This is a genomic window from Nostoc sp. 2RC (genome assembly GCF_014222165.1).
Lineage (GTDB): Bacteria > Cyanobacteriota > Cyanobacteriia > Cyanobacteriales > Nostocaceae > Nostoc > Nostoc linckia.
In genome coordinates this window covers 1-20,642 of record NZ_JACKZU010000129.1, presented here as the reverse complement: position 1 = coordinate 20,642, position 20,642 = coordinate 1, and the positions used below count along the sequence as shown (strand labels likewise).

General features: G+C 41.5%; 14 protein-coding genes. 9 read left to right on the top strand and 5 right to left on the bottom strand.

Annotated features, from left to right (window positions below; genetic code table 11):
- The first annotated feature begins 1,260 nt into the window (after positions 1-1,260).
- From GNE10_RS16180 to GNE10_RS16170, 3 genes are read left to right on the top strand one after another with little or no spacing between them, the layout of a single operon-like run.
- On the top strand, positions 1,261-2,511 hold the full coding sequence (locus tag GNE10_RS16180; RefSeq protein WP_185566059.1) for a hypothetical protein: 1,251 nt from the start codon (positions 1,261-1,263) through the stop codon (positions 2,509-2,511).
- Positions 2,508-5,714, top strand: coding sequence for a hypothetical protein (locus GNE10_RS16175; RefSeq protein WP_185566058.1), 3,207 nt, complete (start codon positions 2,508-2,510; stop codon positions 5,712-5,714). Before GNE10_RS16180 ends, GNE10_RS16175 begins: the two co-directional genes overlap by 4 nt.
- Positions 5,704-8,442 (top strand): pPIWI_RE module domain-containing protein, encoded by a 2,739-nt coding sequence (locus GNE10_RS16170; RefSeq protein WP_185566057.1) that lies wholly within the window; start codon positions 5,704-5,706, stop codon positions 8,440-8,442. Before GNE10_RS16175 ends, GNE10_RS16170 begins: the two co-directional genes overlap by 11 nt.
- 307 nt (positions 8,443-8,749) lie before the next feature.
- On the opposite strand, the gene GNE10_RS16165 is transcribed toward GNE10_RS16170, so the two are convergent.
- Complete coding sequence (locus GNE10_RS16165) at positions 8,750-9,034, bottom strand: hypothetical protein (protein WP_185566056.1); 285 nt, start codon at positions 9,032-9,034, stop codon at positions 8,750-8,752.
- Between the two features lie 618 nt (positions 9,035-9,652).
- Between GNE10_RS16165 and GNE10_RS16160 the strand changes: the two genes are divergently transcribed.
- From GNE10_RS16160 to GNE10_RS16145, 4 genes are all read left to right on the top strand, one after another.
- Positions 9,653-10,186, top strand: a complete 534-nt coding sequence (locus GNE10_RS16160; protein ID WP_260446904.1) for a MobC family plasmid mobilization relaxosome protein — start codon at positions 9,653-9,655, stop codon at positions 10,184-10,186.
- Entirely contained in the window at positions 10,183-11,676 is a 1,494-nt protein-coding gene (locus GNE10_RS16155) for a relaxase/mobilization nuclease domain-containing protein (RefSeq protein ID WP_185566055.1), read from the top strand. Before GNE10_RS16160 ends, GNE10_RS16155 begins: the two co-directional genes overlap by 4 nt.
- 367 nt (positions 11,677-12,043) lie before the next feature.
- A complete protein-coding gene (locus GNE10_RS16150) occupies positions 12,044-12,487 on the top strand; it encodes a DUF6932 family protein (RefSeq protein WP_185566054.1) in 444 nt (147 codons plus the stop codon).
- On the top strand, positions 12,484-13,011 hold the full coding sequence (locus tag GNE10_RS16145; RefSeq protein WP_185566053.1) for a hypothetical protein: 528 nt from the start codon (positions 12,484-12,486) through the stop codon (positions 13,009-13,011). The genes GNE10_RS16150 and GNE10_RS16145 overlap by 4 nt, the downstream gene beginning before the upstream one ends.
- 103 nt (positions 13,012-13,114) lie before the next feature.
- On the opposite strand, the gene GNE10_RS16140 is transcribed toward GNE10_RS16145, so the two are convergent.
- Positions 13,115-13,900, bottom strand: coding sequence for a DUF4058 family protein (locus GNE10_RS16140; RefSeq protein ID WP_185566052.1), 786 nt, complete (start codon positions 13,898-13,900; stop codon positions 13,115-13,117).
- A 158-nt stretch (positions 13,901-14,058) separates the two neighbouring features.
- On the opposite strand from GNE10_RS16140, the gene GNE10_RS16135 reads away from it, so the two are divergent.
- Together GNE10_RS16135 and GNE10_RS16130 are read left to right on the top strand one after the other, a co-directional pair.
- The gene (locus GNE10_RS16135; protein WP_185566051.1) at positions 14,059-14,595 is read left to right on the top strand and encodes a hypothetical protein; all 537 of its coding nucleotides are present in this window, start codon (positions 14,059-14,061) and stop codon (positions 14,593-14,595) included.
- Positions 14,596-14,694: 99 nt separating this feature from the next.
- A complete protein-coding gene (locus GNE10_RS16130) occupies positions 14,695-15,117 on the top strand; it encodes a hypothetical protein (RefSeq protein WP_185566050.1) in 423 nt (140 codons plus the stop codon).
- Positions 15,118-15,203: 86 nt separating this feature from the next.
- On the opposite strand, the gene GNE10_RS16125 is transcribed toward GNE10_RS16130, so the two are convergent.
- The 3 genes from GNE10_RS16125 to GNE10_RS16115 form a co-directional block, all read right to left on the bottom strand.
- On the bottom strand, positions 15,204-17,567 hold the full coding sequence (locus GNE10_RS16125) for a hypothetical protein (RefSeq protein WP_185566049.1): 2,364 nt from the start codon (positions 17,565-17,567) through the stop codon (positions 15,204-15,206).
- 1,013 nt (positions 17,568-18,580) lie between these two features.
- Positions 18,581-20,188 carry a helix-turn-helix transcriptional regulator gene (locus tag GNE10_RS16120; RefSeq protein ID WP_185566048.1) on the bottom strand — a complete coding sequence of 536 codons (1,608 nt, stop codon included), beginning with the start codon at positions 20,186-20,188 and terminating at the stop codon, positions 18,581-18,583.
- Between the two features lie 11 nt (positions 20,189-20,199).
- Entirely contained in the window at positions 20,200-20,358 is a 159-nt protein-coding gene (locus GNE10_RS16115) for a hypothetical protein (RefSeq protein WP_185566061.1), read from the bottom strand.
- Positions 20,359-20,642: the final 284 nt, after the last annotated feature.

Here is a 20,642-nt window from a genome sequence, read left to right as displayed (position 1 = left end):
TGGGATTGAATTGGCACTCAAGTGACGCTTAAGTGGCGTTGAATTGGCATTTGAGTGGCGTATTTTTGAATCGAATTTAATAGCATAAAAATAACTACTTGAAAAAATGCAGCCAAAAAATAACCAATGGGCTAATTTTTCGCTTTATAAAAATGGTCAGTGGGTAGATTGGCATGATTTATATTTGCACTTAACTTAAAGGAAAGCTTTAGGTGAACCACAGTCAATGTCAAACTTGATAGTCAGTTTTGACCCTGGTGCTTCCTTCAGTAGACCGAAAACTTTTGCGATCGCTGTGTGATGAACACCCGTCTAAGTGGAATTTTGTTTAAAATTGGTGATTTTAAGTACCAGTTTTGAATGACTTAGTGGATCTGGTAACATAAATAAAGCTAATAAGTCAGCCAAGTATAAGAGCAAATCTCGCACCAGAATATGATTATGCTGTGATTGCAGAGAATTTTGTCAAAGAGTTGGGTGAGAATCGAGCTAGAGGAATATCTGGTTTGACTATGACCAAAGAAAGGCTCCAGCGCTGAGGGCAGAAGGCAGAAGGAAAGAGATTTAAAGGTTTGCCCGATGCCACTGGGTCACAAGCCCCTAAATTCATTTGTAAGGGTTTCAGGTGTGTTTACGTTTCTTAATATAGTTGGGTTTATTCTCCCCGACTTACTTAATTTGTCCGAGTTTCTTCAACCATCCATACAGTAATCCCCTGAAACTCATAACTGGCGAACATTTCAGCCGCGTACTTAGCTTTGTCTAAGTCGGTCATCGCCTGCTACCTCAATCGCACCTTAATTAATTTACCATCTCTTTTAATACGTATGTACCAATAAACATCGGTATAGGCGGCGTAACAGTTCTTTACAAGTTCAGTTCGCGTGTACTTCGGGTTGCATCCTAAGAATCACAGCGCATCTAAGAAAGGATATTTTTGACCCTTCGGCTAAGTCCTTTGGACACGCTGTTCGCGTTCGCTCAGGGTCAAGGCTCTTGCGAGTCGAAGCGTTGACTTTGAAAAAAGCGTGAAACCTTCTCGCGAATGCTCTTAAGAGCTTCAAGAGTTCCCTTCCCCCACAGTCTCAACGTGCATTCTTAATTTTTTACAGCTTATTAATGGTTACAGTCTTGCCGCCTCAAGTAACAGTCTGAACTAGATAGACTGGATAATATTTTAAAAATTTTATATTTTCATATACCCAACCCGTAATTTTAAAGTTACTATTATAAAAATTCTATTTTTTAGGATAGTAACTGGTGGTCAGACTCGATATACCCACACTTGAGCAAATTTCTGCTGGTCTAATTAAGGTTCAAGCGCGTCAAGGGAGGCTTTATCCTTACCCTCAAGACTTGCAACTAGGTTACGACAGGGTAGTTTTGGCATTTCTAGTGGGCGGTAAAGCTCTTGATGTACCAGATAGTATTCCGAAGTTTTACGAACTTTGCGAACAGCCTTTTGAAGAATGGGGAGTGGAAATTGACGACGAAATAGACTCAAGCGACTCCTTGCTTTTTTTGGGAGAACCCACGGAATTAACGATTGAATTAGCAGAAGCGTTTGGTGGAAGTGTACTGAGCCAAGAACAAACGAAAATTGCAACAGAATTACTGCAACACTGCCAGTCACACCCACAAGGGGTACAAATTTACACCAAATTCCGGAGGTTTATTATTGAGCATCCTGTTTTGTCAAACCAGGAGTTCGTAAAAGCAAAAGGGGATTTTGGACTGGGTGTTGGGCTGTCTGATCTTTTAGATGAGTGCTACGAACCTGTACCGAGTTGCTACGAGTTAGAGGGAAACTTCTATGCCTGCCCTTACTGTCATGCGCTGGCCGGAGTAAATCCGCAAAGGCAAGTGATTGCAAACTCTAGCTGTAACCGTTGTCCACCCGGACGCAGACTCAAGCGCAAAGTAAAACTACCAAGTGACTGCTTAAAACTCAAGCGTGGCATCGAACGCTTTTGGTTTTACCCTGGACGTGCAGAAATTCAACTCTTTCAGAAGTTAGTAGATTTGGGGCTAGAGGTTGAACTTTATCCAGAGTGTGATCGCTATGACTTGAGAATTAAGTTTTCTGATGGTGAAGTATGGGCGCTCGATTTGAAGGATTACTCTAATCCCTATCTATTGGTCAGGAATCTAGGTGATGAACCAATACCCAGTGAACCATCTTGGAATGTTGCATATATTGTCATTCCTGCGGAGCGGAAGAAAGACCGTCCTGCTTATCTTAAAGAATTGAAATCACGATGGCGGTGGGAGAATGTTAAACCCATCTTCGATGATGCAGTTTTTGCACTAGCCAAGAAAAAAGCGGGTGTGCGCGAAGTAGAGGTGCAAGCGAGCGAAGCTGGGGTGGAGAGCGATACACCTCCTACTAATAGTAAGCAAAGCGACACCAATACAGAAAGCGACACACGTTCTACCAATAGTAAACGGGGTGAGGAGAAAAGTACAAAGCGCGATAAAAGTCCCACTAAAAACAAGGGGAGAAAGACATGAGAGAAACGAGGTCTTGGCGCTACAAAGTTACACAATCCCTACAAAAACAAACAAGCTTACATAAAGACCAGATTGAAGCGTTGCTCGATTTGGAACTATGCCTGTTTGCTATCGAAAAGTTAGGTGTTCAATCAGAACTTGAAACAGCAATTTCTGTATGGCTACTAATATCCAATAGGTTTTATCTGTTTCCGCGCTTGGCTTTGTTAGTGGAAACAGTAGAGGCAAAGAGAACACTATTTAATCTCAGGCAGTTGGTTCCGTATTTAACAAACCAAGATGTCACAGAACAGTTGTTAAAGGTATACAGTCAAATTCCCTCGAAATATCGAGCCTACGATGTTGATGATAAGACTTATCGGTTCACTCGGAAATCCATGCCTTCTATCTGGGGCAACCGTTTTGAGCGTTTTGAAGAATTGCTTGGTAACAAATTGAAGTATCGCCAGCGTACTGTTAAATATGCAGAACCAGGTAAAGAATATCGCTTTCGCTCTGGAGAAAACACTTACAGCGTCAGAATCCCAAAGGATTTGCCCTTATGCCAAGGCAGGGTTCTATCAGTACACCGCGAGAATAATAAAGCAATCTCTGTCACACGAAAAGAAATGGAGTCGGCAGCAAATCTTCTAGATGAACACTGCGGTCAAAACCATAAAGGGCGTTTATCAGATATCATCCTTGAGCATTTTCAAGGAATGGGGTTTGTTGAACTCGACACTATAGTGTTCGACGGGGTAAAAAACTTAGTTGGGCTACTAAATGCAGGTAAATCGACACTAATTGAAATTCTGACTGTAGCAGTTGCAAAAAAAGGACACCGAGTTGGCATTGTCTTTAACGAAGTTGTGACGTGCCTAAGAATGGCTAGTCTACTTAAAAAAGTTGGCTTACGAGTATCAGTAGTAATTGGTCAAAGGAATCGAGAAGTTCATCTTAAGAACTGGCATAGTGTAGATGGTGGGATAGACGGCTTCACACACTTATCTACAGCTTGTCCCTTAAGCCAATACTTTCAACCTTCAAATCCTCCTTCTCCTCCTTGCTTTGATTTAAGAGAAGTAAAAGACTCTGACGACAGTAATAATAGCAGTAACGGTAACAGTAATAATAGCAACGGGGATGGTGTAAGAATTTGTCCCCTGATTGGGCAGTGTCCAAGACACCGAGATGCTAACGAACTTGCTTCCGCAGATGTCATTTTGACCACAGTAGCAGCTGCAATATTCACTCGTCCTCTACCGCACGTAAGCCCACAGTCAATTACCTACTATGAATTGATGTACCGGACTTGTAGCGTCGTGTTTTTCGACGAGTGTGACAAGGTGCAATCGAACCTCGACTCAACATTTTTACCTGCTATCAAATTAATTGAGAGGGGAAGTAATGGATTTCTCGATCAAGTAGTAACATGGACGCGAGCTACTAAACTACGTAATTCTAGAAACGATTTACGGCAGCTTACTTTTGGGCAATTCAATCATGCTTTGCAAAATGCCGATACGCTTGTTGATAATATTTGCACACAATTGCAACTATCCCCTGATGAAAGCGAGTGGTTGGCAGAGAAATTCTTTACCTGTTCGTCCCTAGCTAGGGATTTTGTATTAGAAATTGCCGAAGCTGAGGGCATAGATACTGAATCATCTACTTTCATTCTTGATAAAAACCCTGTTTATCTGGAGTTAGCTGATTTCCTGCTAGGCGATTGGAAAAACTCCTGGCTTGCTGAGTATGCAATGAGACTAAAGAGTGAAAACTACCAAGAACAGCAGGAAACAATTGCCAAAATACAAACAGAACTCACTAAAAAAGGCTGGTTGAAGGCAATTAAAGATAAATGGGGATTTTGTAGCAAGTTTGCATTATTCCTCAAATTAGTCCTTTTTGTGTCATTTTTTCAACAGTCAATCAAAACTGCATACGGGCTTGAGCAGCAAGTAGATGGAGCCGAAGAAATAGTTTTCTTTAATCGCATTCCACGGGACTTTTACGGGTTGATACCGGGCCTAGCATCTGGTTTGGTTTGCGGGTTCAAGCTGGAATGGCAAGAGAATCAATTAACACTTTGGTACTTCCAAGCACTGGGACAAGGGCGCTGGCTGTTGGAGAATTTTTCCCATGTCTTTGCTGATGAAGGTACTCAAGGAGCGCACGCTTTATTACTAAGTGGTACAAGTTGGGCTGGGCAAAGTCCGATTTACCATCTAGAACGCCAAGTCGATTACTTGTTACGTCCAAGGGTTAGGAAAGCTATCGAAGCAATTTCTGAAAGTAGTTTTCACTTTTCTCCTTGTTACTATCCAGATGGCAGCCCTGTCCGGGTTTCTGGGGCAACAAATAAGGAAGAAGCTCTGTTGCAGGTAGTGCGATCTTTACTTCGTCAAACTGATATCCTGCAACGTGATTTTGACACGTTACCTGAAGGTAGAAAGCGTTTAATTTGGTATGTCAATAGTTACGAGCAGGTTGATTTTGTTTACGATGCCATCAAGAGCATTGATACTAGCTCCTATTGGAAAGAACGGGTGGCGGCTTTGACTTCGCGATCGCCACTGGAGGAAATTGACGAATCTTTGATTTCTCGCAGTAATGTTGAAAATTTTGCTGATACTAATCGAGCAATTTTGATTGCACCAATAGCAGCGATTGGGCGGGGTAAGAACATTTTAAATGCGAAAGGGCTGAGTGCATTTGGTGGAGCATATTTTCTGGTTCGTCCGCATCCCGCACCTGATGATCTCGATTATAAATTTCGACTGGCATTGTGGAGAGAAAGAAAAGCGATAGCCCAAGAGAGGGAAGGAAACTTTATAGATGCTTGCGACTCTTGGCGTAGTGAAGGTTATGGCATCTTTCTCAAAAGTCTTGACACCATCTTGCAATATTCCCACAAGGGACTATCCAAAGAACTACGCGAAGGACTGATTTGGAGTTTGATGGTGCTTACTTGGCAGGCGATCGCCCGAACAATTCGTGGTAATCAGCCGACTTTAGTTCGTTTTATTGATGCAGCATGGGCACCTAACCTTGCCCAGAAGAAAGCTGAAACTGAAAAAGATTCCTTACTTAAAGGATTTAAGTACGTTCTGCAACCGTACTTTGGCAAAACCAGAACAGGCTATGACCAAATCGACATCGCGCTAGTGCGATCGCTTTACGAACCTTTTTACCGTGCATTGGAGAAAATAGATGGCATCTAAATCTAATTCAATACAATTGTTCGCTTTACAAGTTCCAACACAGATATCACTGCCGTTTAAATTATATTCATTAACCGTTCCACAAGATTGGAAAAAACTATTTAATAGATTGCAGGAGCGGAAGAATGGTAAAGGTTACATTTCGCTACCAATAGAGAACCTTAATCATGCACTTCAACTTTTGTTAGATGATGAAATTTTATTCCCTTCAAAAAATGCGTTTAAGCTGAAATCATACGCCAAGTGGTTGTATAGCAAAACTGACAATGTGTCCACTGACTACATTGCAACTGTTGTCAAAACATGGTTACGAATTTGTCTTGAAAATACAAAGTCTCTGACAGAAGCTGATATTGCAGAAATTAATTCTCTATCTGGTGATGATTTGCACTTTGAGGAAGTACAACTTCCGGAAAAAGTGTGGACTATTGAGGATGCTCAGTTAAAAATCAACCCGTTATATTACAATCTCATCCCGTATCTCTTAGCTAGTGCAATAGCATCTGAACCCCTCGAACTCATTGACCCCACGACTGGCAAGGTATTCAAAGAAGTAGTTTTTCGCCCTTGTGCTGTTGATAATGGTGATGTTGCAGAACTTATTAGCTGGACACCAGAATTAGAAATTAAAGAGGTGACAAATAAAGAGACGAATAAAAAGAGCAAGACAACTCATAATTACTCCTACCTGATAAGCTTTGCGCTTCACTATGCCGCAGATGGTAAACCATACATAAGTTGTAATTACGGTATACGGCGTTGGGTAAATTGGGAATTAGGCTTTTTATCTTCGCGTGTAACAGTTTATGTCAGTCCAACAAATTCTACAAGATTTGCACCCTGTCAATTAAAATTCGTGAAAAAGAAAAAGGATGCTGATAATAAGAAAAATGGTGACGATAAAAAAAATGATGACAAGAAAAAAAATATTGATTTTGAAGGGCATCTCGCGCGTTTAATCAGCGAACTTAACTTCCGAGATAAGTTTACAGCTTTAGAAGTAATAAATAATCCCTGCAAACAAGATGACCTCGCCTGGGGGATAGTATATAACAATACCATGTCTCATTCGCACAATGCTGGTGCTGGATTATTTCCTCAAGACATTGAAATATTTTATAACTGTTGCAGAGAGAAAATACAAGAAGTTTTTGGTGATGCATTTCCCACTATAGAAACTTACACACGTTGCGATAACAAGCAAGCAGTCAAAAAAACTAGCTCTGAATATAAAGCATTAGGAAAGTTCATCAAATCACATTTTGCTGTTGAAAGCGAAGATATTCCATTCTATATCCCGCAGGATTTGAGACTCATTTTATTATCACAGACTACTGCTTCCAATAAATTAATTCACGCACTCGCATCAAAATACGGCATCAACGATGTTTTTGTATATGAACTGGGAGCCAATGGAGCAGAATTAATAGGAGAAAATTGGGATTCAAAATGTAAAGAGAGAATCAAAAAAATCCTAAACACATTGGAAACTAATTACGCATCATCCAATCAACAAACAATAACCTTAATTGAAATACTACCCAAAGAACACTTTTGGAGAGATACTAGCGAAGACCCAAAACCTTGTCTTCGTCCTGCACTAGCAATGCTTGGCAGTGTCACCGACCATTTTGTGGCTAAAGATGATTCAGAAGATGACCGTCAAGATGCTTTAACTGAAGAAGAACTCAACAACGCAATTCATGAAAGAGAAGAAACAATAGAAGCGAATAAACAAGAGGGGAAATTTGAAAAAATTTCTCTCAAAAGTAATTTAGCATATCGTATGGAATCATCGCTTAAAAGTTTGCTATCGATGGCAGGTGCCTATACCATTCCAACAATAGAGGCAGAAAATTTTCCCGCCGATGTCGCAAGCTGTGGTGTTTATCTCATTCCTTACTATATAGGTGACAGCACTAAATATCTTCCTGTTGCAGTGCAGATGGACAAAACAGGTATTACTGCTAAAGCTTTTGGTTGTGATAAGTGGTTTGACTTTCACACCTTCCAAGTAAAAATGGCATCAGGCTTGAAAGAAATTCCTCCCATTGACCTAAATCCCAGCAAAATTCAGTCTTGGGTATTTAATAATTTATTCCAAGAATGTCAACAACCAACACTTTTTTGCTTTGATACAACTAATCTTCGTAAACGCGGTTTAGTCTTTCTGCAAAAACAGTTTTGGCAAAAGCATTGTCTTGCTTTTAGTCCTGATAAAGATAAACCTATTTCTTTTATATCCACATCAGATTATCCACACATTCGGGTAGCCAGTATCATTGCACCTAACAATGAACATGAAGTGCCTCTTTATCGCGTTTGTGATGAAGATGGCGAACTAAAAGGGCATACTGCGGGGGTATTTTACCCTTCATCTCTTGATTCTGAGTGTGGAAACTATTACTTGAGTAACCAGCGTCCTGAAAGCCGTAGTGGAGGTATTTTAAATGAGAGCAAATTAGTTTACTTACCCAAAACTAGAGGTGACAATAAAGGAGAACTAAAAAAACCAAGTCCTCGTGCCCAAGGGTACAACCCCCGTGGCATATTTCTTAACCTTACCTTACAGTCTTCAGACTGCTTTAGCGACTGGGCAAACTATGCTCAATGCCTGCGGCTCTATGGATTAATTCAATATCTTGACGCTACAATTTTTCCTGCTCCGCTCCACCTTGCTGCTGGACTTGATGCGTATCGACCAATCCAAGCTATTCGCGAGCCATAGTCGTGAAATATCTTTGTTAAGCCCACAGCATCATCATAAATTTAGCAACACTGAAACAGGTGGCATACTGTTCTTTGTTGCTAAATATTATCAAAATTGACCAATACAGCGAGCGCAGTCGTCTGCCCTTGCCGTTTCACATATCGTGTCTACGATTCTCTTAGCTTCCACCTTCCACCTGAAGCCGACTCCGCCACGGCGCTGTGCTGATAACACAGATTATTGAGGGGCAGTACCTCTAAAAGTGGATTACTCAATTGCGATCGCCCTTTGAGAGCATCACCTACAGTGGGCGGAACGCCATCGCCTACTTATCCAACTCAAAATGTCGTACCATCCGCCAGATATGATTCTGCAATTGTTGGATACACCAAATCGCACATTCCCTTGCCCCAGAGCGATCGCCAAGAGCCTCCAAAACATAGGGCATAAAAAACAGCCGCAGCGTTTTCAGTGCAAGCTTAGTCGCATTATCCCCAGCAGGATTAACCGCTTGGTTAGCTTCATAATCCATTAAAAATTTAATTAACTTGCCAGCATCTGAATTCTGATTTCTACGTATGCGAAGTTCTACAACATCAGTGGATTTCATCTAAAAACTTTTTTCAGTATAAATAAGTGACTATTATTACCATTTTACTCGGAGGGACAAACAAGGGGAGTAAGTAGGGAGTAAATGGGGGAGAATTACCATTTATTCCCCTTAAAAGTGGACAATTATCTCTAAAAATAAAAATTATTATTTTTTCCAGCAAAAGAATTGTCCATATTTTTGGTGAGAACTGGGTGAGAACTGGGTGAGAACTGGGGGAAAGTAGGGGAAGAATGGGAGGAAGCGAACACCTGCCTCTAATTCCAGCGCTTGCGCTCAAACCCCTACTGTACAAGACTTCCCGTGTTTGCTATACTTTTCGTATACCGTAGTCGCATTTTGGGTAGCGAGCAATGGCGGCGTATTACATTTCTTCATATAAATCCTAGTTTTTCGCGCCGCCAAGCTCGCCAAAGTGGGTTCCACCCCCTTTGGAAACCCCCAAAACTCGATAGAAAAACAGTGGATTTATATCACTGAACCACCTCGTAATGGATGCCTCTGGCTTCTAGCAGTGGGGTTGCTTACCAATATTAAGCGTGATGATTATTAATTGCTGAGAAGTTTATCAATTTACCGTAGATTTAAATACTTCTTTGAAAAACCTCATTTATATAGATGAATAGTAAGACCACTACAGCCAAAAAAGTTTTTCAAGCTGGACGGAAGTCAAAACCCAAACCAAAACGCACTTCACTTGTCAGCCTCAGACTAACCGAATCAGAAAAAGAAGATTGGGAAGCCAAAGCCGAAGCTGCTGGTATGGGGAAGAATCTCTCTAAATTTATCCGCTACTGTGTTGAGCGCGATCGCATCTACATTGCTCCCCCAGTACCCGCCATCAACGAAGCGACATACGTAGAACTGGGTCGAATTGGCAATAACATCAACCAAATTGCCTATGCCATCAACCGAGCTGTAAAAATGGGAGAAGCGATTGCGCGGAGCGCAGTGCCGGAGGCAATCGCAGTTGACCCTCGCCCTGAAATTGAAGTTCTCAAACCATTACTGCTAGAAATAAAGCAGATATTACTGGGAATGCCGGAAAACCCTGAACTACCCGACTCAGAACAATCTGCACCTGTGGCTAACCAACCCGAACAACCGGAACAACCCGACCAAGTAGTTGCTTTCCCCCTGGAGAAGAAGTGATTGGCAACATCACCAAGGGAAATGGCTTTTACGGTTGTGTAGCCTACGTCCTCGGCAAAGCTTCGGCGCGGCTGATCAATACTAATATGGCAGGAGAAACACCCGCCCAACTTGCTTGGGAGTTTCGCTCCTTTGCCAATAAAAACCCCAGAGTCCAAAAACCTGTACTGCACCTATCGTTTAGTCCGGCCCCCGGTGATAGAAGCCTCGACGAGTGGGAATTATGCCAAATAGCGGAAGATTTACGGGAGGGGTTGAAACTGTCGAACAACCAATTTATTTTGGTGCAGCATAACGATGCGGAATTTGACGGGCAAGTTCGACCCCACGCACATATGGTAATTAACCGGGTATCTTACGAAGGCGAGTGCAATGACGATTATTTAGATTATTACCGTACAGAAAAAATCTTGCGTCAAATTGAAAAAAATTACGATTTAATTATTCAACCGTCCAGTTGGGAAGTAGATAAGAAAAAGGCTTACCCTAAACACGTACAACAAGCTGAAGAATCTGGAACCCAAAATATAGTTGAACGGTTGCAAAAGCAGATTGAACAAGCCGCAGTAGATAATCCTGCAATGCCAGTATTTGTGGCCCGATTGTTAAAAGAAAATATCCAAGTTGATTGCAAGTTTACCCGTACTGGTAAGCTCAAAGGGATAAGCTACTGCTTGGATGGACAGCCGTTTAAAGGTGGGGATTTGGGTAAATTATATACTCATGTTGGCATCCGGGAACATTTAAAAGTTAGCTATCAAGAAGAATATCGATATCCAATCGAGTCGCTAATTGAAAGTTACAAACGCGGGCGAACAATTGACGATAAGCGGATTAATTATCTGGAAAGTTGGATTGAATGGAATTTTAAACAAGATTCTTCATCCGATGGAGCATCAGAAGAAACAGCAACTATCGAAGTATTAAGTACACAATATCATTCAACAGCAAACTTGGAGCCAGTACTTGAAGAAGTTCCCACAATAGCAAATGAACCGTTCGCTAAAAAACAAACTGTGGTAGCGTCGCCACCCTCATCCCCTACAACAGTTGAAACGACGCAAAACCAAGAATTTAATGAAGTACCAGCACTTATAACTGTTACGGACGATAACAAAATTCTTCTTGGCGTTGCAGCAGAACCATCCGCACTATCACAGGAGAAACCAACTGAGCAACAGCCCGATATCGCAGAACAAATTGCTCGGATGCGAGAAATTGCCCCCATCGTTGCGGAATATCTCTTGGTACTTAATAGTACAGCATTGAAAGGTAATAGATACTCGGCGACAATTGAAAATAACCAACTAACCCTGATACGTAACAGTGATGGTATTCAGGTGATGAAAACTTTCTATAACTCAGAAGAATGGCAACCTATAGAACCACCACAACTTGGTGATGAAGATATAACACAGTTACAAAAACTAATACCTGTAATTCAACAATTGAAAAATAAACAGAAGGAAGTATCTTTACCAGAGATATAGTAATCTTACTTGAATATTGCTAAGTATACTGAGAAATAAACCTTTGTATGGCAAGCTTACAGTCACCTTGGTTTTTTCAAAATCAAATAGGAGTTTTCTAGAACTGGACTATATATTAAAACAATCCTGAATGCTAAATTTTTAATTCAACAAATAGAGTCAAAAAAAATCATCATCCGCAATCTTATGTAATTGTATATTACATTAAAATTCTGAATTCATGAGTCATGAATTTAATGTAAAACAGGCTTGATGCCATGCTTTTACACGAAATTTTGTGTACTTCAATTTATTTTAAATCCGCCGGATATATTTGCTTAAGTGATATGATTTTAAAATCAGTAAAATTGGTGCTATTTATTAAATAATGATTCCTGAGTTTGATGAAAACGGTAATCTACCACCAGGGGTACATTTTGGCGGTTGGAAGGAGTTTAAAGAGAGGTTTGGATATACAGATAAACGAATGCAAATGATTCAAGGGATGGAAGTGGTAATGGCAGAATTAAAAACTGCTGGATGCCGAATTTTTTATATTAATGGCTCATTCGTAACAAGCGAACCGAAGCCGCGAGATTTTGATTGTTGCTGGGATAGGGATGATGTTGATATAGACTACCTCAGACAAAATGCACCGCTAATATTAAAGTTTTATGACAGTACAGCACAGAAAGCCAGGTATCGAGGGGAAATTTATCCATCCGACCAACCCGTGGATGAGTCTACAATATCAATAGAGTTTTTTCAGCGCGATAGAAAACAAAATCGTAAGGGTATTGTAGCTATTAACTTATTGGAGTGGGAGCCATGATTAAAGATGATAAACAACTGGCATATTCCAAGGAATGGGCAGAAAAATTTGCTGAAGCCAACCGGAAATTAAGGGCGAATGAAGAAAAGCGATTAAAAGACCCGGATGGCTGGCAGTTAATTCAAGATTCTAACGATGCGCTGCGGCGGAAATTATTGGATGAAATAACGGAATATGAAACATTAGTTGCTCATGATCCTGAGCAACCAATTGTCCTGTCAATAGAAAATCTTGATTATTTACCCGATCTATTAATTAAAGCCAGGATAGCAATGAAGCTGACTCAAAAAGAATTAGCAGCATTTTGTCAGCGTACTGAAGAAGAAATTAAATCTTTTGAAGATAAGAATTATCAAAATGCTAGCTTCCTAGATTTTGCCAACGCACTTGATGTATTAGGGATTAAGCTTGTAAATGGCAAGTTTGTTGCCAAAATGGATGATTTTTACAAGCAAAAATTAATGAATATACGTCGAGAATCACATTTGGATAGCGATTTGAGTGGTATGAAAGCTGCTTCTTAATGATTCAATGAGCAACTATATATTGTTGGTCAGATTTATCAATCTTGGCGGGAAGACCCCATGCGAAACGAAGTGAAGCGTAGCGGAATGAGTGGGCACTTCACTAGCCTATAGAAGATTTTCCCAACCGTTTGTACATCCACTCAGTATCCGTATCACTCAATACTGGTGGGGGTGGAGATTGGGTGTAGTCTATCGATAAATCATACCCAGCTTCGTCATAGATAGCATTCAGCGCGGCTTGCAACTCCAGTACAGCATCTCTTTCGCCTTCGCGCAGGGGAACGGGTATCGTCGGGAGAGTATCTTGCAACGTCACAGGCCACACGTCAATTACTCCAGATTGCGATCGCGTTAAGGTTATCAAGTAGGGAACATCTGGAAGACGGGGGTGGTTAAATGGTCGATTTCCCCGGCGCAGCAAGTCTATTTCAATTAGATGGACGTTGGCATTATATAAACGCTGGCGTTTCTTACGGTAGTCTGTAATACCTGGTTCCCGTTTGTTTACGGGGGAGAGGATTTCGATACAGCTTACCAGTACGTTATTGGCAGTATCCCGAATTTCGACTGTGGGGATGCGGACTTCGACTGGTTGGATAACTGGAAGCGTTAGTGGTGCGGGGGTTGTGGCAATATTCGATGTGGGGGTAGGAGGAGTTATGTCGCGGCGTTGTCTTATCTGCAATACCTCGACATCTGGGTACAAAATACCAATTTCACTGGCAGGGGAAATATCTTCCACAACATATACTTCCAGTCGTGCGGCATATTTGGGACGCAGCTGTGGGGTGAGGAAGGCACGGATTTTGCTGGCAAGGGCGTTGTGTACGTCACTCCACAGGTAGCCTTCAAGATATGGGTCCATACCGGGGAACGGGGAAGGCATTTTACAAGCTCGCTTGACTGCACTTTTATTCTAGAACTTGGTGTTGGAAATTTCCCCGCTTTACAAGGTATCGTTAATGTACTTCGCAATCTAGGCATCGCTTGGGATTCATTTACCACTAAAATTAGAGAGTTACATTTCATTGCCCACCAGCCAAAATGCTGCGTATTAAGTCGTTCAATACTGCATATTTATATGATGACGACGAACTCGAAGCTAAAGATGAAATCTTCAACCAGTACAAGTATGCGCTTGCTCATATTGGTATAGATTTCTATCGGGAAGATGTACAAGAAATTATCCTCAAATCGATTGTAGGGATGGAAGATGCGCTACGTGCCACAATTGCCTATTGGTATTGGAAGCAAGCCAACTCGGAAGAATTCGAGCATCCAAATGCATTTTTAATCAAAGCACTTCAAGAACAGTGGAAACCCTATAACTGGCAAGACCATTACTTAGAGAATCCCAATTTCAAGAACCCATGCGACCAATGGTGGCAGGATGCTGCGCTTCATTGGGGATACGATTTTAGAAACCAGTGGGTTGTTGATATTAATGAAAACGATGCGGGCGAAATCTTCATTATATTTAGTACTCGCAATCGGCTATCGCTACGAGTAGCTAAACAATGGGGATGGGAAAGACTCAAAGAATATATATTAGAACAATCGCAGATGATGAACTATTTTTAATTGAGATAAGGAGTTGAAAATTTTCAACATGAAGGGAATTAAACAGATTATTTCAATATCTGTAATCGGAAGAAAAATTTTCTAATTAAGGTATTATTTATGGGTAGAAAAAGACCTTTAGCCGAAGTCATTCAACTAAACTCAAAACGCCAAAACAATTCCAAAAAAAATAAGCCGATTTACTATCGAGAAGGAATATTTGAGTTAAGCAACCATTGGGAAGCTTGGGTATTAGTCGATGCCAAAGAAGCTGATTATGATTTTCTAGAAGAAGGAACATTGGATGAGTGCCTATTCGCACTCACTAATTTCATCAGTTTTGAAGTCACAAGTAAGTTTTTAAGACATAATCTAGAACCAGAAGAATGGAGTAGAAAACAACAGGAGCGGCGAGAAGAAATTAAGCAAGAATGCTACCGTCAGGGAAGATATGAAGGTATGGGATGGGTAATTGAATCCGTAGTAGATAAACTTGGTCTCGAATCAATGATTGAGGAAGGGTTTTTTGAACCAATTCAATAAGTTTTTCAGTTAAAAATTATCCTGAATTTAACTCATCCCACCCCTTGAAGGAGAGGCTCTCCCGCCGCCTTCCTGTAACGCAACTATCACTCATTGGCAGGTTCCGTAAAAGCTGACTCTAAGCTAAACGGCAGACAACCTGGATTCACGGTTGCCCACGCTTCGGCTTCTGCTACCAGCACAGAGCATCCCGAATCGAGGTAAAATTGCATTTTGGCAATCATCTCCAGGCTCGCGCGTTCTTGAGTGCTGAGAATACGTCCCGTGATTAGGCGGTATTGCTGGACTTTAGCCCTAGCTTGGGTCATAGCCATTAGCCGGAGTTTGGTTACTCTCTTGAGTTCCTCGATGCGGTAGGAAACATCAGCAGTCTCTTCACCAACAGATGCGCCCAGCAAGCCGTTGTTGGGATTTTGGAGTGGTTGTTCTAGTGGAACCACACCAGGTGTCAAATCACCCTTGGATGCACTCTGCAAGCCGTTATTGGCACTTTGGAGTGATGATTCTGCTGTCACTCTAGCAGGTGTTGAATTATCCTCCAATGCACTCTGCCGGCCATTATTGGCAATTTCCTGTGGTGGTTCTGGTGCAACCGCAGCAGGTATGGAAACTACACCCAGGCCGTTATTCTCCGTGATAGATAAGTTTTGATTATCAACTTTTGAAAACGTGCCGGAGCTACAGAGGTATATAAAATCCTGATGAGAACTGAATTCATTTGATTGTAAAATGTTTGTATGAACCGAATTCTCTAATTGATTGCTGGTTTTATTTGAATTAATTTCAGCACTATTAGAAGAATTTATGAATTCAAGATTTTCCGCAGGCTGGATTAGAGCTGAGTCTGACTGAAAAACATCGGGTTGTTCAACTTCCTCTGCTGGCTCCAGCCCTTGGGGGGCTGTAGCAGCAGGAGGTAAACACAAAACCTTCATATAGGGAAAATGCCCGTTGATGTCCATCTGATAAGGATTTTGGGCATTTTGATTTTTTTCAGGACTATATATTTTATCAAAATGCCCGTCTTTGCTTATCTGGCAAGGGTTTGAGCTTTTTTCTGCCCAAGGGTCAGTTATGTACCATTTGGGATGCCACAGGTGTAAATGTTTCCGCAGTGTCTCTTGAGAGAGGGTTTTGTGAAAACGTTGCTTATATTCGTTGCTTATGGCTTTTGTACGGTCGGTTATGCCCTCTGGTAAGCCTGTACCCCATTCCAAGGCATTTACTGCCCACCGAATCCTTCTTTGGGCTTCTAGGCTGCGTTGCTGGTTTAAAGCTTGGCGACGGTCAAAGGGAATGATGTTGTCTTTGGGTTTGATTATGCCGTTTATCAGAGCGTAGCTTGCTTCTTTGCCGGATATTGCTTCGGCAAAGGTGTTGGCGAAGGTTCTTAATAGCCGTTCGGGATAACTGGCATAGGGGGTATACCACTGGTGTCGAATTGTACATTCTATCCAATGCCGCACTCTGGCTTCGATTTCATGCTGGTGGCGGCAGTATTGCGTGTAACCAGAGGCGGCTGTGGCAGTCTCTATGGCGTATTTAACTAATGCTTCGCCCTTTAAGTCCAAAAAGACGATTCCGTAGCCTACAAGGATTTGTAGGAGGGTGTTGGTTTGTCCTTTTCCTGTCCAGCCTGTGGTGATGATTTCTTCCCAGTTGGCACGCCATGCCTCAACGTCGGAGGACATTTGCTTGCGATATCTTTCTCGGTTGTGGCGCTTTCTGGCTTTTTTGATGGCGCGTTTGAGTTGGGTTAAATCTTGACGTACTGCGGCGCGATCGCAATAATCCAGAAAGACACAAACTGAATCGCTAATTGGTTGCAGGTCATCATCTAACAATAACGCGCCGCTACCGGGTTGCATGGGGCAGCGGATGGCGTTGTAGTTGATGATGCTATTTTCAGCCCAAGGTTTGACATTGGGGAAGATTTCTAAATGCCCTTTGCGGGGGATAAATCCTGCGTCTCTTAGGGCGTATTCTAGGGCGCAGGCTAGGTTGAAGGTGGGTTGGAGGGTGGTAAAGGTTATTATCAGGTGATAGCCACCGCTATGACTGGACTGGAGGATGATGATATCGACTATGCCGATGTCTTCGAGGGCGGACTTGATGCGGTTGATAGATTCTAGGTTATGGTAGTCGCCCCCCTTGTCGAGGTCAATTATGGCGTAACAGGTATTGGAATCAAAGCGGATGCCAACTAGCTGCTGGCTGTTTTGATGCAATTTCCACAACTGGGATGGCTGGAGGTAATAGTCGATGGTACGCCACGCTGGTTTGGAGACGAAAGCGGGTACTGGGGCGACTATGGCACTCCAAGGATGCCAGAAATATTTTACATAGCGTTGCCCCACTGGGTCTTTTGGCAGGTGGGGTTTGATTTTGGTTTTGGAAAAATGCGTCCGATTTGATTTAGCAAAATCGTCTGAGTTTTGTGGCAGATACATAAATGGCGTTCCCTCGATGCACCAATAAAGGTCATCGGGTAGCCGCTAGTCGGCATCAAGCCTCTGTGTATGTAAAAAACTGCTGTTGGGCTTAAAAAAGCCTAATTTTTCTTTGTTTGCGGTTCTTGAAAAAGTTAGCTTTCTTCTCAAAATGAAAGTAGCACAAGGGTTTGAGACCCAAATTGCAGGTTTTTACATCTATCTCGGTTTAATGCCTAGTTGGTCAACAAGAGGCTTATAGCCTAGAATGAAATCAAATTTAAAAATCTAACTTTTTGTTTTGAGGAGTTGGATAGCTCCCCAGTGTGCTGAGATGATTACCAGTCATCTCGCGGTCTTCACTCTACTAGGCTTAGGCTATAAGTCTTTGTTGAAACCAAGCACCTAGCGGACTACCCAACTTTTTTTTGGAAGTTGCGGCACTCCCCTGACAACAGTTGATTGAGTAAATCCGGCAATTTAATCTTTAAATCCATAGACAAAATTCCTTGGTAAATGCAGTCTTTTGCTTGTGACCATCTGACGCTGTAACCCACTCAAGCCAAACACGGAGCATTTGGCAAGTACGCATAAAAGCACTTCTTTTACGTGATTTACCCCCTCAGCAGACAGTCGCATAAGTACTATTGCAAGATCATGCCATATCCGCAAGAACAATGTTTGAAAACTGATCTATCTTCTCCGAAGAAAAAAACCCTTATTTAGCAAGGGTTATAGCGACAGTTCATCCGGGGATACTAGAGTTTTTATCCGGGGATACTAGAGTTTTTGTTCTAAAGCTCAAAGCTATACATGGCAAAGCTTTGAAGCCAATTTTTTCAATTTTTTTCCCTAGAACTAAATTTTTTCTAGAACTAAACTAGAACAAAAACCACTAGAGTTTTTGTTCTAAAGCTCAAAGCTATACGGGACAAGGCTTAAAAGCAAATTTTTTCCTATAACTAAACTAGAACAAGAACCTGCCGCTTGAAGTTGATAGCCGACTGGTGTCAAGACCTTTTAAGTATTAATACTTAAATTTTGATATCTAAGAGGATGCGGACAAAGGCGGCTTGTTGTAGGCTGAGGGGGCGATCGCCTCGTTCAACTAGTGAGATAAACTTTTGGGATACACCAAGAACGCTAGCCAGCTTTGTCTGTGGCCACCCTTTGGCAATACGCGCTTCCCTCACTTGGCTGCCAGTCAATTTAATGTCTTCTGGCGTTGTATCCTTCGCTTTAGGCTGTAATTGTTGTACCTTTGGCTTAACTTTGGATGCTATTAGTTCAGGAATAGGATGTGGGGGTTTGATGGTCAGCTTGGCATCCAGTAGTTTTTTAAAGTAGCCTTTAGGCTTTTTCTGCGTATATTGTGGTCTTAGCCATTCGGGGTATGTTTCTGGATCAAACACAATTTGCCAGTCCAAATTAAGCAGATGCTTCAGAGCGTTATCCCAGCGCTGTTTTAGGTCGTAAGCTCTACGGAAGTCTGATAAAGCTTTATCTATTTCTGTTTTGGGCAATACAATTTCTATTAGCTCCTGTACCTTGTAGCTTCCATCAAGACGTACCCGACTATCCAATGTCAAATATATAGCCAACCTTAGCGTGAGTTCTTCATGATATGGGTCAATTTTTAAGACATTCTGGGCTAAGTAGCCAAACTGATATAAAGCTTCCCGCGATTCGGCTCCCGCTTTGTTTAAAAAGTATTTAGTCCAAGTACCAGGTTGAACAATTATTTGAACTTCATCAGGCTCTTCTATTTTTCCAGATGTATTTACCTGACCATATGGCACAATCGTGATGTTCCACATGCGACCAACAGGGGTACTAGCATTTATACCACCTTTTCTATTTCTCCCTTCTATCCATACTGTTTTAACTAATAAACAATCCAATGCAAATGCGGTTTTTGCTATTTCTAAAAGCTTTTGATATTTGGGTAAATCAGTTCGCTTATCCCAGCCAATTTTTTCTATCAAATCACTGCCTTTTACAGTAAATAAGCTCTCCCAAGGTTTTTCCTGCTCCATTGTATAGGCAGCCAATATTAAATGCAGCTTGGCACTAGTAAACCCAAATTTATCGATAATCTGTTGGGCTTCATTCCAAGGAAGTAATGTTATATCACCAGGGGTACTAATATAATGCTCAATATAATTTTGGGGATTGCCTTTAGCTTTGTGTTGTGCAACTGCTATCCCTTCTTCATTTTTTTGCCACGACTCTTCTTTCTTGATTTGAGAGTTAATGCTTGAAAGCATAAGTGCTGCTGTAGGAATAGCCTCAAATGGCTGTGATTTAAATAATGAGTTTTGGTGGCTGTCTCTATAGCTTTGAAGATTGTTATTTACTATATTATAGGAATTTTGCAGATTATTTTCATCAATTTTATGTTTTCCTGAAACTATTGAAGAAATAGTTCTATGCAATACTTCATTAAAAATAGCTTCAAACAAGTCATAATTATCTGTCGCCTCTGACGCTTCTGATGCAGATAATGTCTTTTCACCTTGTAAATGTTGCGGTAATTTATCGCTTATAACTTGTCTAACATTATCTTGGATTTCCAGCAAAATAGAGGGACTTAGTTCATCTATATCATTAGGATTAACGGATTCAAAGCTATTTTGATTCATGAGATTATCATTTACAAAAAAGTGGCGAACATTTCTACCCGTTGTTTGAGCGATAGTTGGCGCAATCGGGCAAACAGGTAGATATCAGCTTCGATGCTGGTGTCAGATGCTTGGGGGCGGTAGTTCGGTTTTGCGTTCGTCCGCCAGGATGCGCCGGAGGCATTTTTCATAGCGACAACTCCTAGAAAATAATCAACCCAAGCATCTAATTGAGCTAGATGTTTTTATTTATTACCTAATATCAATTCTATGTGAGGCTGCGCTTTATTCACGTAGGGGCAATTCATGTAGCCGAAGGCTTCCCGTTCGCGCTAGCGTTGCGTAAAGCCTACGGCATAGCTACGCTTAGGGCGCAGCCTCTCGTAAAGAAGCAAAGGGTATTGCCCCAGAACCTATGTAGTTTTGGGTAAGTCCTATAGGCGCATCTTCACAAATAAATGGTATAACTTAAATC

What these genes read in the sequence shown, in the direction of transcription:
- GNE10_RS16175 (WP_185566058.1), top strand. Translation starts at nt 2,508, where the DNA reads ATGAGAGAAACGAGGTCTTGGCGCTACAAAGTTACACAATCCCTACAA.
- GNE10_RS16170 (WP_185566057.1), top strand. Translation starts at nt 5,704, where the DNA reads ATGGCATCTAAATCTAATTCAATACAATTGTTCGCTTTACAAGTTCCA.
- GNE10_RS16165 (WP_185566056.1), bottom strand. Translation starts at nt 9,034, where the DNA reads ATGAAATCCACTGATGTTGTAGAACTTCGCATACGTAGAAATCAGAAT.
- GNE10_RS16160 (WP_260446904.1), top strand. Translation starts at nt 9,653, where the DNA reads ATGAATAGTAAGACCACTACAGCCAAAAAAGTTTTTCAAGCTGGACGG.
- GNE10_RS16150 (WP_185566054.1), top strand. Translation starts at nt 12,044, where the DNA reads ATGATTCCTGAGTTTGATGAAAACGGTAATCTACCACCAGGGGTACAT.
- GNE10_RS16145 (WP_185566053.1), top strand. Translation starts at nt 12,484, where the DNA reads ATGATTAAAGATGATAAACAACTGGCATATTCCAAGGAATGGGCAGAA.
- GNE10_RS16140 (WP_185566052.1), bottom strand. Translation starts at nt 13,900, where the DNA reads ATGCCTTCCCCGTTCCCCGGTATGGACCCATATCTTGAAGGCTACCTG.
- GNE10_RS16135 (WP_185566051.1), top strand. Translation starts at nt 14,059, where the DNA reads ATGCTGCGTATTAAGTCGTTCAATACTGCATATTTATATGATGACGAC.
- GNE10_RS16130 (WP_185566050.1), top strand. Translation starts at nt 14,695, where the DNA reads ATGGGTAGAAAAAGACCTTTAGCCGAAGTCATTCAACTAAACTCAAAA.
- GNE10_RS16125 (WP_185566049.1), bottom strand. Translation starts at nt 17,567, where the DNA reads ATGTATCTGCCACAAAACTCAGACGATTTTGCTAAATCAAATCGGACG.
- GNE10_RS16120 (WP_185566048.1), bottom strand. Translation starts at nt 20,188, where the DNA reads ATGAATCAAAATAGCTTTGAATCCGTTAATCCTAATGATATAGATGAA.
- GNE10_RS16115 (WP_185566061.1), bottom strand. Translation starts at nt 20,358, where the DNA reads ATGAAAAATGCCTCCGGCGCATCCTGGCGGACGAACGCAAAACCGAAC.